The sequence below is a fragment of the Streptomyces sp. NPDC059897 genome, from assembly GCF_042730865.1.
Classification (GTDB): Bacteria; Actinomycetota; Actinomycetes; order Streptomycetales; family Streptomycetaceae; genus Streptomyces.
The window spans coordinates 67,699-82,357 of record NZ_JBHWKQ010000003.1; the positions used below are offsets into that span (position 1 = coordinate 67,699).

The window sequence follows — 14,659 nt, forward strand, 5'->3', positions numbered from 1 at the left end:
ACGAGAGCCGGCGGGGTCCGGGGCAGAGCCCCGAGACGTCAGGAACGCAGCAGCAGCGCGGACGTCGGGACCCCCTCACCCGCCGTCACCAGGCAGGTTTCCGCGTCCGGGACCTGCGCCGTGCTGACCCCCCGCAACTGCTTGACGCCCTCGTTGATGAGGTTGAAGCCGTGGACGTACGCCTCCGAGAGGCCGCCGCCGCCCGTGTTGATGGGAAGCCGCCCGCCGATCTCGAGGGCGCCGCCCTCCGTGAACGCCGCGCCCTCGCCGCGCCCGCAGAACCCGTAGCCCTCCAGGGACAGCGGGATGAGCGGGGTGAACGCGTCGTAGATCTGGGCGACGTCGACGTCCTCGGGGGTGACGTCCGCGTTCTTCCACAGGTGGCGGGCGGCCGTCCAGGCCGGGCCCGTCAGCGGGTCGTCGTTCCAGTAGTTGACCATGCCGTGGTGCTGCGCGGGCAGCCCCTGCGCCGCGGAGTGGACGTAGACCGGCTTCTGCCGGCAGTCGCGGGCCCGCTCGGCGGAGACGATGACGCAGGCGAGCGCGCCGTCCGTCTCCAGGCAGTTGTCGAAGAGGCAGAGCGGCTCGCTGATCCACCGCGAGGTCATGTAGCTGTCGCGGGTCATGGGGCGCTCGTACATCATCGCGGCGGGGTTCTGGTTGGCCCGGTTGCGGCAGGCGAGCGCGACGTTGAAGAGGTGGTCCCGTGTAGCGCCGAACTCGTGCATGTAGCGGCGGGCCAGCATGCCGATCTCGTCGGCGGGGCGGAGCAGCCCGTACGGGCGCGTCCACTGGGCGGGCGTGGGGAGTTGGACGGCCGTGTTCTTCCAGGGGCGCGGCCCCGAGCCGCGCTTGCGGGACCGCCAGGCGATGCCGACGCTGGCCTGGCCTGTGGCTATCGCGGCGACGAGATGCGCGACGGTCGCGCACGAACCGCCGCCCCCGTAGCCGACCTTGGAGAAGAACGTGACGTCCCCGGCGCCGATGGCCTTCGCGACCTCGACCTCGTCCGTCTCCTCCATCGTGTAGGAGGCGAAGGCGTCGACCTCGGACGGGGATATCCCCGCGTCGTCGAGCGCGTCGATGATCGCCCGGCACGCCAACGTCTTCTCGGATTCCGGGAGTTGCTTCGCGAAGGCCGTCTGTCCGATGCCGACGATGGCCGTCGCGTCCTTGAGTCCCGCCATGGGCACACCCCCACTGGTTCCGTCTGCCGCCGGTTCCATCTGCTGACAGCGCGTCAGGCTACAGCTAATCTGACGGATAGTCAGCTACGGCGTTGTGGGAGGTCGTTCGATGCGCACGGATGGCGAGTGGGGAACGGTCCCGGAGCTGGTGCGGGACGCCGCCGAACGGTACGGCGAGCGCGAGGCCGTCGTCGAGGGGCGTGCCCGGATCTCTTACGCGGAACTCGGCGAACGCGTCGAACGGGCCGCCGCCGCATGCATGGCGGCGGGCGTCGAGGCGGGCGACCGGGTGGCGGTCTGGGCGCCGAACACCCTGGACTGGATCGTCTCGGCCCTCGGCGCGGTGAGCGCGGGAGCCGTCCTCGTACCGCTCAACACCCGCTTCAAGGGCGGCGAGGCCGCCGACATCCTGGCCCGCTCCCGGGCCCGCCTGCTGTTCGTCACGGGCACCTTCCTCGGCACGTCCTACGTGGCGTCCCTGCGCCGCGCCCAGGAGGCGGGCGCCGAACTGCCCGACCTGGAACAGGTCGTCGTGTTCGGCGACGGCGCACCAGAGGCCCCCGGCTACCGCGGCTGGAAGGAGTTCCTCGCGGCGGGCGACAAGATCACGGCCGCCGAGGTCCGCGCACGCTCCGCCGCCGTCGACGCCTCCGCACCCTCGGACATCATCTTCACCTCCGGCACCACGGGCCGCCCCAAGGGCGCCGTCATCACCCACGCCCAGACCCTGCGTGGCTACGAGATCTGGGCCGAGCTCGCGGGCCTGCGCGAGGGCGACCGCTATCTGATCGTGAACCCGTTCTTCCACACCTTCGGCTACAAGGCCGGGGTGCTGGCCTGCCTGATGCGGGGCGCCACGATGGTGCCGCAGCCCGTCTTCAACGTCGACACGGCCCTCGCCAACATCGCCTCCGAGCGGATCTCCGTGCTCCCCGGCCCGCCCACGCTCCACCAGTCGCTCCTCGACCACCCCTCGCGGGACTCCCACGACCTGTCCGCGCTGCGGCTCGTCGTGACGGGCGCCGCGGTCGTCCCGCTGCGCCTCGTGGAACGGCTGCGCGGCGAACTCGGCGTCGCCACCGTCCTCACCGCGTATGGGCTCTCCGAGGCCAGCGGCATCGCCACCATGTGCCGCCGCGGCGACCCGGCCGAAGTGATCGCCGAGACCTCCGGGCGGGCGATACCGGGCACGGAGGTCCGCGTCGACTCGGCCGCCCCCGGCGAGCCGGGCGAAGTCCTCGTCCGCGGCTTCAACGTCATGCGCGAGTACTTCGAGGACCCCGCCGCCACGGCCGAGACCATCACCCCCGACGGCTGGCTGCGGACCGGCGACGTCGGAATCATGGACGCGGCCGGCAACCTCCGGATCACCGACCGCATCAAGGACATGTTCATCGTCGGCGGCTTCAACGCCTACCCGGCCGAAATCGAGCAACTCCTCGGCCTGCACCCGGCGGTCGCCGACGTCGCCGTCGTCGGCGTCCCCGACGGCCGCCTCGGCGAGGTCGGCAAGGCGTACGTGGTCCGCAGGCCCGGCGGCGTCCTCACCGAGGACGACCTCATCGCCTGGTCGCGGCGCGAGATGGCGAACTACAAGGTCCCCAGGACCGTCGAGTTCGTGACGGAACTCCCGCGCAACGCCTCAGGGAAGGTCGTCAAGGGCGAACTGCGCCGCTGACCCCCGCCCGCCGTGACGTCAGCGCGCGACGAACTGCGTCAGGATCGCCTGCACCTCGTAGATGTCGACGCCCTTCGTGAAGGTCTTCTCGATCGGCACCGTGTTCCCCGAGATCCAGATCTTGAGCTCGGCGTCCAGATCGAAGTGCCCGGCCGTCTCCACGGCGAAGTGCGAGATGCTGCGGTACGGCACCGAGTGGTACTCGACCTTCTTGCCCGTCATCCCCTGCTTGTCGATGAGGATCATGCGGCGGTCCGTGAGCAGGATCGCGTCACGTATCAACTGATAGGCGCCGTATATCTGCTCACCCTGACCGAGCAGCCGCCCGTAGTCCTGCGCCGCCTTGGCCAGGTCGATCGGATGGGCGTTGCCGAACAGTGCCATGGGTACCCCGTTTCGTCGTTTCGTCGTCTCGTCGTCGAGCTCCGGTGGTCGTCCAGAGAACGGGTCCCCGGGCGCCAGGGTTCCCGGCGCCCGACGACGAAACGTACGACGGAGGGGTCAGAGCTTCTCGGGCGTACGGATACCGAGCAGCGCCATGCCCCGGTGCAGCGTCCGCGCCGTCAGGTCGCAGAGGAACAGCCGGTTCTCCACCTGCTCCGCCGAATCCGCCTTCAGGACCGGGCACTTGTCGTAGAACGACGTGTACAGCGACGCCAGCTGGTACAGGTACGCGGCCAGCTTGTGCGGCGCGTACTCGGCCGCCGCCTCGAAGACCGTGTCCCCGAACGCGTCCAGGTGCAGGCCGAGCGCCCGCTCCGCCGGGGCCAGCTCCAGCTCGGCGTGCGCGACCGGCTTCGCCTCGCCCGCCTTGCGCAGGATCGACTGGATACGGGCGTACGCGTACTGCAGGTACACCGACGTGTCGCCGTTCAGCGACACCATCTGGTCCAGGTCGAACTTGTAGTCGCGGCTCGGCGACGTCGACAGGTCCGCGTACTTCACCGCGCCGATGCCGACCTGCGCGGCCCGCTCCTGGATCTCGTCCTCGGTGAGGTCCCGCGCCTTCTCCCGCACGACCTCGGCGGCACGCTGCACCGCCTCGTCGAGCAGGTCCTCAAGGCGCACCGTCTCACCGGCACGCGTCTTGAACGGCTTGCCGTCCGCTCCGAGCACCGTGCCGTACGCCATGTTGTGCGCCGTCACGTCGTCCGACAGCCAGCCCGCGCGCCGCGCCGTCTCGAACACCATCTTGAAGTGCAGCGACTGCCGCACGTCCACCACGTACAGCAGCGACGTCGCGTCCAGGTCCTGCACACGGTTGCGGATCGCCGTGAGGTCGGACGCCGCGTAGCCGAAGCCGCCGTCCGCCTTCTGCACGATCAGCGGCACAGGCTGGTCGTCCTTGCCCTTGATGTCCTCGAAGAAGACCACGAGCGCGCCCTCGGAGCGGACCGCGACGCCCATCTCCTCCAGGAGGCGGGCCGTCTCCGGCATGCCGTCGTTGTACGCGGACTCGCCGACGATCTCGTCGTCCCGGATCTCCATGTCGAGCTTCTCGAAGACCGAGTAGAAGTAGACCTTCGACTCGTCGACGAACCGCTGCCACAGGGCGAGGGTCTCCTTGTCGCCGGACTGGAGGTCGACGACCCGCTTCCGGGCCCGCTCCTTGAAGTCCTCGTCCGCGTCGAAGACCGCGCGCGAGGCCTTGTAGATCCGGTTCAGCGTCGACATGGCCTGCTCGCCGTCCGCGTCCGTACCGGCCGCCGGCAGCTCGTCCGGGTGCTCGATCACGTACTGGATGAGCATGCCGAACTGCGTGCCCCAGTCACCGATGTGGTGCCGGCCGATCGTCTTCTCGCCCGTGAAGTCGAGCATGCCGCGCAGCGCGTCACCGATCACGGCGGACCGCAGGTGGCCGACGTGCATCTCCTTCGCCACGTTCGGCTGCGCGTAGTCGATGACCGTCGTGCCGGGGACGTCCTTCAGCGGGACGCCGAGCCGGTCCGTGTCCGCGGCACGGGCCGCGAGCGTGTCGATGATCGCCTTGTCGGTGACCGTCACGTTCAGGAAGCCGGGGCCCGAGACCTCGACGTCGGCGATCAGCTCACCGTTCGTGATCTTCTCGACGACCTGCGTGGCGAGGTCCCTCGGGTTCGCCTTCGCCTTCTTGGCGAGGGCCAGGATCCCGTTGGCCTGGAAGTCGGCCCGGTCACTACGTCGCAGCAGCGGGTCCGCGCCGCCGGCCTCCGGCAGGGCGGAGGTCAGGGCGTCGGCGAGGCGCGCGTTGACGTTGGCGGTGATGGACTTGACCGGGGCCATGTAGGGGCTGCCGTTCTGGTCGGGGTGGGCTGGAATGCACGGCCAGTATCCCAGAGCCGCGAAGCGAAGCCGTAACGCGTTTTCGTTCCGCACCGGGAAACTGGGAGAATGGGATGGGCTGAAGTGAAGCCCCACCCCGGATTCGTAGAGAGGGACAACCGATCGTGGCCCAGAGCACAGGCGCGGAGACCCAGGACTGGGTCTCCCGATACGCGGACGATGTCATCGCCGAGTCCGAGCGTCGTGCCCCCGGCAAACCGGTCGTCGTCGCCTCCGGCCTCTCCCCGTCGGGCCCGATCCACCTCGGCAACCTCCGCGAGGTCATGACCCCGCACCTGGTCGCCGACGAGATCCGCCGCCGCGGCCACACCGTGCGGCACCTGATCTCCTGGGACGACTACGACCGCTACCGCAAGGTCCCGGCCGGCGTCCCCGGCACCGACGCGTCCTGGGCCGAGCACATCGGCAAGCCGCTGACCAGCGTCCCGGCCCCGGCCGGCTCGGCGTACCCGAACTGGGCGGAGCACTTCAAGGCCGCCATGGTCCAGGCCCTCGCCGATCTCGGCGTCGAGTTCGACGGCATCAGCCAGACCGAGCAGTACCAGGCCGGTACGTACCGCGAGCAGATCCTGCACGCCATGAAGCACCGCGCCGACATCGACGCGATCCTCGACCAGTACCGCACCAAGAAGGACCCGGCCAAGGGCAAGCAGCAGCAGAAGCCGGTCGACGAGGCCGAGCTGGAGGCCGCCGAGGGCTCCGGCGCCGCGTCCGAGGACGACGGCTCCAGCGGCTCCGCCGGCTACTTCCCGTACAAGCCGTTCTGCGGCCAGTGCGGCAAGGACCTCACCACCGTCACCTCGTACGACGACGACACGACCGAGCTGTCCTACACCTGCACCCTCGACGGCTTCACCGAGACCGTCCTGCTGTCGGAGTTCAACCGCGGCAAGCTCGTCTGGAAGGTCGACTGGCCGATGCGCTGGGCCTTCGAGGGCGTCATCTTCGAGCCGTCGGGCGTCGACCACTCGTCGCCCGGCTCCTCGTTCCAGGTCGGCGGCCAGATCGTCGGCAAGATCTTCGGCGGCAAGCAGCCCATCGGCCCGATGTACGCCTTCGTCGGCATCTCCGGCATGGCCAAGATGTCGTCGTCCAAGGGCGGCGTCCCCACGCCCGGCGACGCGCTCCAGATCATGGAGCCGCAGCTGCTGCGCTGGCTCTACGCCCGCCGCAAGCCCAACCAGTCCTTCAAGATCGCCTTCGACCAGGAGATCCAGCGGCTCTACGACGAGTGGGACAAGCTGAACGCGAAGGTCGCCGACGGCACCGTGCTGCCCGCCGACGCCGCCGCCCACAGCCGCGCCGTCGGCGTCGCGGGCCGCGAGCTGCCCCGCACCCCGCGCCCGCTGCCGTACCGCACGCTGGCGTCCGTCGCCGACGTGACGGCAGGGGACGAGGAGCAGACCCAGCGGATCCTCTCCGAGCTCGACCCGGACAACCCGGTCACCGACCTCGACACCGTCCGGCCCCGGCTCGACAAGGCCGAGGCCTGGATCACCAAGTACGTCCCCGCCGAGTCCCGCACCATCGTGCGCACCGAGCCCGACACCGAGGCGCTCGCCGCGCTCGACGACCAGGCCCGCGAATCCATCCGCCTCCTCCTGGCAGGCCTGGACGAGCACTGGTCGCTCGACGGCCTCACCCACCACGTCTACGGCGTCCCCAAGGTGCAGGCCGGCTTCCCCGCCGACGCCACGGCGAAGGAGCTCCCGGCGGAGATCAAGACCGCCCAGCGCTCGTTCTTCGCGCTGCTCTACCACCTGCTCGTCGGCCGCGACACCGGCCCGCGACTGCCCACGCTGCTCCTCGCCGTCGGCGCGGACCGCGTGCGCAAGCTGCTCGGCGCGTAACGGGACACACGTGAGGGGCGGCACCGTTCGGTGCCGCCCCTCACACGTGTCTACGTCTGCGTCTGCGTCTACGCCTCGCTCATCATGTCCTGCTCGAAGCGGACCACGAACTGGCTCATGTACCGGTCCGCGTCGTCCGACGTCAGCCGCTGCCCGTACTGCGCCTCCACGTTCGCCGTGAAGACCTTCTTCGTGGGATACCCCTCGCCGTCTATCGCGCCCCGGAACACCTGATACAGCTCGTCGTCCGTGGGGTCCTCGACGAGCTCCGGCGCCCCGTCACCCAACGGCCGCGTACCGCCCGCACCGTTCGGCACGGGGAACTCGGGTTCCTGGAACTCCGGCTGCGCGTACTGCGGCTCTTGCTGCTCCGGCTCCCGGTACTGCGGCTCCTGGTACTGCGGCTCCTGGTACTCCGGCTCCGAGTGCTCCGGCTCCGGAGCGCGGGGAGCCGGCACAGGCACCTGGGCCTGGGGCTGCGGCGGCTGCTCCTCGTACCGGCCCTGGTGCTCCGGCTCGGGCACGTACGACGGCAGCTCGAAGTGCGGGTCGTAGCCGCCCCGGTACTCCTTGCGCGGCTCCCCGTTGAACGCCGGCGGGACGTAGCCCGCATTCGCGTCCTCCGGGACGGAGGCCGGCTCGGGCCGCGGCTGCGCCGACATGAGCTGGGCCGGCGCCTCACGCGGAGCGGGCGGCAACAACGGCGTCTCGATACCCGCCGCCGCAAGCCCCTCCGGCGCCGTCTGCGCCAACGGCACCCCGTACCGCGCGAGGCGCAACGGCATCAACGACTCCACCGGAGCCTTCCGCCGCCACGCCCGCCCGAACCGCGAACGCAACCGCGCCTGGTACACCAGCCGCTCCTGCTCCAGCTTGATGACCTCGTCGTACGAACGCAGCTCCCACAGCTTCATCCGCCGCCACAGCAGAAACGTCGGCCCCGGAGACAACAGCCAACGCGTGATCCGCACACCCTCCATGTGCTTGTCCGCCGTGATGTCCGCGATCCGCCCGATCGCATGCCGAGCCGCCTCGACAGCCACCACGAACAGAATCGGGATCACCGCGTGCATGCCGGTGCCCAGCGGATCCGGCCAGGCCGCCGCACCGTTGAAGGCGATCGTCGCCGCCGTCAGCAGCCACGCCGTCTGCCGCAGCAACGGGAACGGAATCCGGATCCACGTCAGCAGCAGATCCAGTGCGAGAAGCACACAGATACCGGCGTCGATACCGATCGGGAAGACGTACGAGAAGTTGCCGAAGCCCTTTTCCAGGGCCAACTCCCGCACAGCGGCGTACGAACCGGCGAACCCGATGGCGGCGATGACCACCGCCCCGGCGATGACCACCCCCACGAGTATCCGGTGCGTCCGTGTCAGCTTCAGTGGCCCGGCCACTCCACTTCCCCTCCAAGTTCCGGCTGTTGCGGCCAACAGAGTGGCACATGCACCAGCAGGGGCGCGGGCCGGTACGCGCGAAAGCCCGGCCCCCCAAGGGGGAACCGGGCTTCCAGCACGAGGTCAGCGGGCCGCGATCACGCGCCCTTCTTCGACTCCTTGGACTCCTTGGACTCCGGGGAGGAGGCCGACGGCTTCGCCGAACCACCCGCGTCGCCGCCCTTGGCGGACTCGATGACCTTCGCCACCGCTTCCTTCGCCGCCTTCTGCGCGTCCTTCGACAGCGAGCCGGCGGCCGGGGCCTCCTCGCCCGCAAGACCCGAACCGTTGTAGTCCACCGTCACCACGACGTTGTCCACACGCGAGACGATCGTCTGCTGCTTGGACGTGACGTCGTCCTTCTTGTCCTTGTACTTGCGTTCGTAGCTGATCTGCGTCGCCGCGTCGCCCGTCTTGGACACCGGCGTCGTCTTGACGTCCTTCGCGTCCTTGGTCGCCTTGGCGTCCTCGATCTGCTTCGTGTAGTACGCCTCGGCCAGCTTGTCGCCGCTGCCCCGGTTCACATCCGAGTCAAAACGGACCAACGACACATTCAGCCAGCGGAACTGCGAGCCCTTCACGCCGTTGTTGTCCAGGCTCGACCAGGAGCAGCTCGCACGCGTCGACTCGTCGTCGGACGCGCCGGCCTTGCTCTCGGCCTTCGGGACCAGATCGCCCAGCGTGTCCTTCGAGAACGCCGAACACGCCTGCGGCAGCTCCTTGTACGTCGCGGGCGCGACCTTCTTCGCCTTGGCGCCCGAGGTCGAGGCCGAGGCCTTCGCCTGCGAGTCGTCCTTCGCGCTGTCGGAACCGGAACCGGACGAGCAGCCGGCTACGACGAGAACCGCAGGCACAGCGGCCGCGCAGACAAGGGTGCGGGTGAGTCGCTTGGTCGGACGGTGCATGGTTCCTTCACTAGGACGCTGACAGGGCCACGGCCCCGCCACGTGACGACCATTCGACCTTCACGAGTGGGGCTCGATGGGTCACCGTACGCCGTGCCCGACGCGCGCGTCTCGCCTTCACCATGCCACCGGACTGCGCCCGAATGCCCCTAATCGCCGAACTTGCCGACCAGGTTCCCGGCCAGATTCCGGGCTGTGTCCTGCATTTCCTTGCTGTCCGGGACCTTCTCGGCGGTCGCCGTCTGCACCTCGTACTGGACGGTCACCAACACATTCGACGTGCGGAACGCCACAGTCACCGTCCGGTGCCGACCGGTCGTCGGACCCGCCAGCACGTCGTCGACGAACGCCTCGTCGCCGAGGTCGTCCAGCAGCCGCGGCTGAAGATCGGCGACGGAGGAAGCGGACGCGGAAGCTGACGCGGACGGGGAGCCGGAGGCATCCCCCGATGCCTTGCCGGACGGCTCGTCCGACGCGGACGCGGAAGCGCCCTCCGAGGCATCCTCCGAAGCCTCCTCCGAGGCCGAAGCCGACGCCTCCGACGACAGCGGATCCGGCAGATCCGCCGCCTCCGCCTTCGACGCGAACACCGCCGCCGCACGATCGTCGTCGCTCACCGACGTGTCGTACGACACCACCCGCTCGAAATCGAGGCTCAGACGATGCGTGCCACCCCGGGCCGAATCGTCCTTCCACCGGCACCCGACCCGACGGTCCGTGTCGTACGTGACCGTGGCCACGCCCTCGTACGCCTTCTCGCGCTGTTCCGCGTCCGGGAGCCGGTTGATGCCGGGCAGCATCTCGTTCAGCGTCTCCGTGCCGGGCTGGCCGCACGGCTCGGGCAGCGTCCGGTACCTGCCCGGCTCCGCGGTCGACGCGGTCGCGCTCGGCTCACCGGGCTTCGCGTCGTCGGTCCCGCCGTCGCTGTCGGAGCCACTGGTACAGCCGGCGAGCACGGCCGCAAGGAGCACGGCGACACCCGGTACGAACGCGTACGACTTCCGCTGCACCCTGAGGCTCCTCTCGGCGCCTTGCGCCTGGTTAATCGGTTGCCGCGGCGGGGCGGCCAATGGGCACTATGTCTATCGCACGCGCCGCCGTGGACGCCGTTCCGGCATCCGATTTGCCGCCCTGGCGCCGGTATTTGCGCTACATCCACTTCACTCGCTTCACCACCTACGAACCAACTCATCCGATCCTCGGGGGATTTCATGTCATACGTAGAGGTTCCGGGAGCCAAGGTCCCGATCCGCATGTGGACCGACCCGGCCACGGTGGACCCGGGCGCGCTCCAGCAGCTCCAGAACGTGGCGACGCTGCCCTGGATCAAGGGCCTGGCCGTCATGCCCGACGTCCACTACGGAAAGGGCGCCACGGTCGGCTCGGTGATTGCCATGCAGGGCGCGGTCTGCCCGGCGGCGGTCGGCGTCGACATCGGCTGCGGCATGAGCGCGGTCAAGACGTCCCTGACGGCCAACGACCTCCCCGGCGACCTCTCCCGCCTCCGCTCGAAGATCGAGCAGGCGATTCCGGTGGGGCGGGGGATGCACGACGATCCGGTGGATCCGGGGCGGCTGCATGGGTTTGCCACCGGTGGGTGGGACGAGTTCTGGGGGCGGTTCGACGGGGTTGCCGATGCGGTGAAGTTCCGGGAGGGGCGGGCCGTGAAGCAGATGGGAACGCTCGGCTCGGGGAATCACCTGGTAGAAATTTGTCTTGATGAGTCAGGTTCGGTCTGGCTCATGCTGCACTCCGGTTCCCGCAACATCGGCAAGGAACTGGCGGATCACCACATCGGAGTGGCGCAGAAGCTTCCGCACAACCAGGGACTCGTCGACCGGGACCTGGCGGTCTTCATCTCCGAAACTCCGCAGATGGCGGCGTACCGAAATGACCTGTACTGGGCGCAGGAGTACGCGAAGTACAACCGCGCGATCATGATGGCGCTGCTCAAGGACGTGATCCGCAAGGAGTTCAAGAAGGCCAAGCCGACGTTCGAGACCGAGATTTCGTGCCACCACAATTACGTCGCGGAAGAGCGGTACGACGGCATGGACCTGCTGGTCACCCGCAAGGGAGCGATCCGGGCCGGGTCCGGCGACTACGGGATCATTCCCGGATCCATGGGGACCAGCTCGTACATCGTGAAGGGCCTCGGCAACAGCAAGGCGTTCAACTCGGCCTCGCACGGAGCCGGCCGGCGGATGAGCCGCAACGCGGCGAAGCGCCACTTCACGGTGCGGGACCTGGAGGAGCAGACTCGCGGCGTCGAGTGCCGTAAGGACTCCGGGGTCCTGGACGAGATTCCGGGTGCGTACAAGAACATCGACCAGGTGATGGTTCAGCAGAGCGACCTCGTGGAGGTCGTGGCGAAGATCAAGCAGGTTGTGTGTGTGAAGGGCTGAACTGGCCGGAGGGCCCGAGCCGTTGGCAACTCGGACCCTCGGCCGGGCATCACTCCGGCATCGGCACCTTCCCGCTCAGCAGGCGCCACCGTCGCAGGTTGCAGCTCTGGTAGGTGCGGCCCAGCTCCTCGGCGGCGGCCGCGATGCTGTCGTGCTTCAGGAGAACGCGGTCCTCCCACTCCTTCCAACGTCGCGCGGTGTACGCCGCCCTCATGTCGGCCGGCCGGGTCCAGCCGATCAGCGAGTCGGCCGAAGTCTGCTTGCGCTCGAGCGCGAGGCAGCCCGGATAGTAGAGATGGGCGCTCAGCTTCTGGGCGGCCTCCATCGCGTACATGACGTTGTAGATGCCGTCCCGCTCATTGCGCTTGGGGTGACGCTGCACCTCGGCGACCTTGCGGGCGTAGAAGCACAGGTAGACCGCGATGGCCGTGCTTTGCGTGGCGAGTGTGATGTACGGGAGCCCCTTGCCCGTGTACCCGACGGAACCGTCCGCGTCGATCACTCCCCGCAAGTAGTCGCGTCGCGAGAACGGCACCCGGGGTGGCTTGATCTGCTTGGACTTGCGCCCGTAGGGCAGTCCGAGATCGTTGATCTTCGTGCGTGCTTCCAAGGAACACAGGGTCCAGGTCGCCGAGTGGTGGGCCTTGGCGAAGTTCGTCTCTCGGACGCGTTCCTTGATGCTGCTGTTGTACGGCGTCAGCTCCTGGAACCTGCGCAGGATGTCGACGTCACGGATGTTGATCTCGGCGGTCAGGCGGCCCTTCTGGCCAGTGCCCTTCTCAAGGTGCCCGTCCATCTGAAGGAATCCGAACATGTACGAGTACTCCGGGACCTCCAGGTCCATGAACCCGGACGCCGAGGGATCGTCGAACGCCAGTTGGTGAGCGCTAGGCTCGCGTTCAGCCATGGGAAGTTACTGCCTTCCTCTTGGTCAGGCCTCCGGTCGGGACTGCAATCCCGCCGGGGGCCGTTCTGTTTTCGGTTGTCGTTCGTGACGCTAGCCCGCGCGTTCCCTGTCCGTCCGGGTGATCGAGGGGCGTCACCCGTGTGAGTGGCGCGCGTACCCTGGGATTCGGTTCAGTGGATCGTCGCCGAAAGGTAGGGCAAGGCCATGGCTCCCGCCCCCGCATCTCGTATCGCCGTCGTCACGGGCGCGAGCAGTGGCATTGGTGCCGCCACTGCTCGGCGGCTGGCGGCCGAGGGGTATCGCGTGGTGCTCACGGCTCGCCGGGAGGACCGGATCGAGGCGGTCGCCAAGGAGATCACGGCTGCCGGGCACGATGCCGTGGCGTATGCGTTGGACGTGACCGACCGGGCTGCTGTCGATGAGTTCGCTTCGGCGTTCAAGGCCATCGGGGTGCTCGTCAACAATGCCGGTGGTGCGCTCGGGGCCGATCCCGTTGCCACCGGGGACCCGGATCAGTGGCGGCAGATGTACGAGACGAACGTCATCGGCACGCTCAATGTCACGCAGGCGCTGCTGCCCGCGCTCACCGCGAGCGGGGACGGGACTGTTGTTGTGCTGTCGTCGACTGCTGGGCACGGGACCTATGAAGGTGGCGGCGGGTACGTCGCTGCCAAGCATGGGGAGCATGTGCTCGCCGAGACGCTGCGGCTGGAGATCGTCGGGACGCCCGTGCGGGTCATCGAGGTCGCGCCGGGGATGGTGAAGACCGACGAGTTCGCGCTGACCCGGTTCGGCGGGGACGAGGCGAAGGCCGCCAAGGTGTACCAGGGCGTGGCGGAGCCGCTGAGTGCGGACGATGTCGCCGACACGATCGGCTGGGCCGTGACCCGGCCGCCGCACGTGAACATCGACCTGCTGGTGGTGCGGCCGCGTGCGCAGGCTTCCAATACGAAGGTGCATCGTGAGCAGTCCTAGCCCGGCTGGTGAGAGCGATCCGCTGGACGTGCTTCAGCGGGAGTACGACGACCGGCGCCGGGCTGAGGAGAAGCGCGGCGAGCGGTACATGTGGTGGTACCTGGCGTACTTCCTGTTCGGCATTCACATCGTCGCGTTCGTGATGATTTACGCGATCAAGCACGCGAACTAGTCAGCTAGCCGGCGTAGGCCGTCGGTGGCACGCCCACCGTCGCCGTGAAGTCCCGTACGAGGTGGGCCTGGTCCGCGTAGCCGAGGTCGGCGGCGAGCGCGGCCCAGTCGATGTCGCGGCGGGCGGCGGCCGTTTCCACGGCTTCGTGGATGCGGTAGCGCAGGATGCACCACTTGGGGCTGACGCCGACGTAGGCGTGGAAGAGGCGCTGGAGCGAGCGGACCGTCATGCCCTCGGCCTGTGCGAAGTCGGCTACGCGGCGTACTCCGCGGTCGGCGCGTATGCGGTCGACCAGGCCGGTCGCGAGTTCGGCCTGTGGGTCGGGTTCGGCGGGGGCGAGGGGGAGCAGGTAGGCGTCGAGGGCGGCGATGCGGTCGGTGTCGTCGGTGGGGGAGAGGATCGCCGTCGGGTCCGTGGGCGGGAACATCTCCTCGTAGGGCAGGACGCGGCCCGTCCACTGGGAGACCGGTGCGTCCGGTGCGAAGGGGCGGAAGGCTCCCGGCCGGAATTTCACCCCGCACACCTTTCCCCGCCCGTGGATCTTGCGGACGTAGAGGCCGGGTGCGGCGACGCCGGTCAGTTCCCCGTAGGGCGGTTGGTCGATGTCATCCTGCTGGAAGGTGAGGTGCACGGATGGGTGGGGCAGGACGTGCGAGGCGTACGGCTCCGGCAGGTCCCAGTCGATGAACCAGTAGTGCTCGACGTACCGCCGCAGGGGTTCGGCGGGCTCGTGGCGGCGCAGCCGTACGCGCGTGAGGAGCGCGGTCGGGTCGACGATTCCGCGGGTGTCGGGGCGGCGGTCCTCTGGCATGAAGAGAGCGT

13 protein-coding genes are annotated in these 14,659 nt (G+C 68.9%); 5 read left to right on the top strand and 8 right to left on the bottom strand.

Going from position 1 to position 14,659, the window contains the following annotated elements; genetic code table 11:
- Positions 1-38: 38 nt before the first annotated feature.
- A complete protein-coding gene (locus tag ACFV9W_RS04750) occupies positions 39-1,187 on the bottom strand; it encodes a lipid-transfer protein (RefSeq protein ID WP_385755630.1) in 1,149 nt (382 codons plus the stop codon).
- Positions 1,188-1,296: 109 nt separating this feature from the next.
- Between ACFV9W_RS04750 and ACFV9W_RS04755 the strand changes: the two genes are divergently transcribed.
- Positions 1,297-2,865, top strand: coding sequence for a FadD3 family acyl-CoA ligase (locus tag ACFV9W_RS04755; protein WP_385755631.1), 1,569 nt, complete (start codon positions 1,297-1,299; stop codon positions 2,863-2,865).
- An 18-nt stretch (positions 2,866-2,883) separates the two neighbouring features.
- Here the strand turns inward: ACFV9W_RS04755 and ACFV9W_RS04760 are convergent, their stop codons facing one another.
- Positions 2,884-3,249 (bottom strand): PH domain-containing protein, encoded by a 366-nt coding sequence (locus ACFV9W_RS04760; protein ID WP_385755633.1) that lies wholly within the window; start codon positions 3,247-3,249, stop codon positions 2,884-2,886.
- A 117-nt stretch (positions 3,250-3,366) separates the two neighbouring features.
- The gene (argS, locus tag ACFV9W_RS04765) at positions 3,367-5,127 is read right to left on the bottom strand and encodes an arginine--tRNA ligase (RefSeq protein ID WP_385755634.1); all 1,761 of its coding nucleotides are present in this window, start codon (positions 5,125-5,127) and stop codon (positions 3,367-3,369) included.
- Between the two features lie 140 nt (positions 5,128-5,267).
- Here argS and lysS point away from each other — a divergent pair, with 140 nt between their 5' ends.
- Positions 5,268-7,037, top strand: coding sequence for a lysine--tRNA ligase (lysS, locus tag ACFV9W_RS04770; protein WP_385756034.1), 1,770 nt, complete (start codon positions 5,268-5,270; stop codon positions 7,035-7,037).
- A gap of 68 nt (positions 7,038-7,105) precedes the next feature.
- Here lysS and ACFV9W_RS04775 read toward each other — a convergent pair whose 3' ends face one another.
- From ACFV9W_RS04775 to ACFV9W_RS04785, 3 genes are all read right to left on the bottom strand, one after another.
- Positions 7,106-8,434 carry a DUF2637 domain-containing protein gene (locus tag ACFV9W_RS04775; RefSeq protein WP_385755636.1) on the bottom strand — a complete coding sequence of 443 codons (1,329 nt, stop codon included), beginning with the start codon at positions 8,432-8,434 and terminating at the stop codon, positions 7,106-7,108.
- Positions 8,435-8,571: 137 nt separating this feature from the next.
- Positions 8,572-9,378 (bottom strand): DUF3558 family protein, encoded by an 807-nt coding sequence (locus tag ACFV9W_RS04780; protein WP_385755638.1) that lies wholly within the window; start codon positions 9,376-9,378, stop codon positions 8,572-8,574.
- A gap of 149 nt (positions 9,379-9,527) precedes the next feature.
- Complete coding sequence (locus tag ACFV9W_RS04785; protein ID WP_385755640.1) at positions 9,528-10,388, bottom strand: DUF3558 domain-containing protein; 861 nt, start codon at positions 10,386-10,388, stop codon at positions 9,528-9,530.
- 201 nt (positions 10,389-10,589) lie between these two features.
- On the opposite strand from ACFV9W_RS04785, the gene ACFV9W_RS04790 reads away from it, so the two are divergent.
- The gene (locus ACFV9W_RS04790; RefSeq protein ID WP_385755642.1) at positions 10,590-11,783 is read left to right on the top strand and encodes an RtcB family protein; all 1,194 of its coding nucleotides are present in this window, start codon (positions 10,590-10,592) and stop codon (positions 11,781-11,783) included.
- A gap of 49 nt (positions 11,784-11,832) precedes the next feature.
- Here the strand turns inward: ACFV9W_RS04790 and ACFV9W_RS04795 are convergent, their stop codons facing one another.
- Positions 11,833-12,690 (bottom strand): hypothetical protein, encoded by an 858-nt coding sequence (locus tag ACFV9W_RS04795; RefSeq protein WP_385755644.1) that lies wholly within the window; start codon positions 12,688-12,690, stop codon positions 11,833-11,835.
- Between the two features lie 204 nt (positions 12,691-12,894).
- Here ACFV9W_RS04795 and ACFV9W_RS04800 point away from each other — a divergent pair, with 204 nt between their 5' ends.
- Together ACFV9W_RS04800 and ACFV9W_RS04805 are read left to right on the top strand one after the other, a co-directional pair.
- Positions 12,895-13,665 (top strand): SDR family NAD(P)-dependent oxidoreductase, encoded by a 771-nt coding sequence (locus ACFV9W_RS04800; protein WP_385755646.1) that lies wholly within the window; start codon positions 12,895-12,897, stop codon positions 13,663-13,665.
- Positions 13,652-13,837, top strand: coding sequence for a hypothetical protein (locus tag ACFV9W_RS04805; RefSeq protein WP_385756055.1), 186 nt, complete (start codon positions 13,652-13,654; stop codon positions 13,835-13,837). The genes ACFV9W_RS04800 and ACFV9W_RS04805 overlap by 14 nt, the downstream gene beginning before the upstream one ends.
- Before the next feature lie 4 nt (positions 13,838-13,841).
- Here the strand turns inward: ACFV9W_RS04805 and ACFV9W_RS04810 are convergent, their stop codons facing one another.
- Complete coding sequence (locus tag ACFV9W_RS04810; RefSeq protein WP_385755648.1) at positions 13,842-14,648, bottom strand: DUF6597 domain-containing transcriptional factor; 807 nt, start codon at positions 14,646-14,648, stop codon at positions 13,842-13,844.
- Between the last annotated feature and the right edge of the window lie 11 nt (positions 14,649-14,659).

Bases quoted from the DNA above. Each gene is read 5' to 3' on its own strand.
- ACFV9W_RS04760 (WP_385755633.1), bottom strand. From the start codon at position 3,249: ATGGCACTGTTCGGCAACGCCCATCCGATCGACCTGGCCAAGGCGGCG.
- ACFV9W_RS04790 (WP_385755642.1), top strand. From the start codon at position 10,590: ATGTCATACGTAGAGGTTCCGGGAGCCAAGGTCCCGATCCGCATGTGG.
- argS (WP_385755634.1), bottom strand. From the start codon at position 5,127: ATGGCCCCGGTCAAGTCCATCACCGCCAACGTCAACGCGCGCCTCGCC.
- ACFV9W_RS04755 (WP_385755631.1), top strand. From the start codon at position 1,297: ATGCGCACGGATGGCGAGTGGGGAACGGTCCCGGAGCTGGTGCGGGAC.
- ACFV9W_RS04750 (WP_385755630.1), bottom strand. From the start codon at position 1,187: ATGGCGGGACTCAAGGACGCGACGGCCATCGTCGGCATCGGACAGACG.
- ACFV9W_RS04795 (WP_385755644.1), bottom strand. From the start codon at position 12,690: ATGGCTGAACGCGAGCCTAGCGCTCACCAACTGGCGTTCGACGATCCC.
- ACFV9W_RS04810 (WP_385755648.1), bottom strand. From the start codon at position 14,648: ATGCCAGAGGACCGCCGCCCCGACACCCGCGGAATCGTCGACCCGACC.
- ACFV9W_RS04780 (WP_385755638.1), bottom strand. From the start codon at position 9,378: ATGCACCGTCCGACCAAGCGACTCACCCGCACCCTTGTCTGCGCGGCC.
- ACFV9W_RS04800 (WP_385755646.1), top strand. From the start codon at position 12,895: ATGGCTCCCGCCCCCGCATCTCGTATCGCCGTCGTCACGGGCGCGAGC.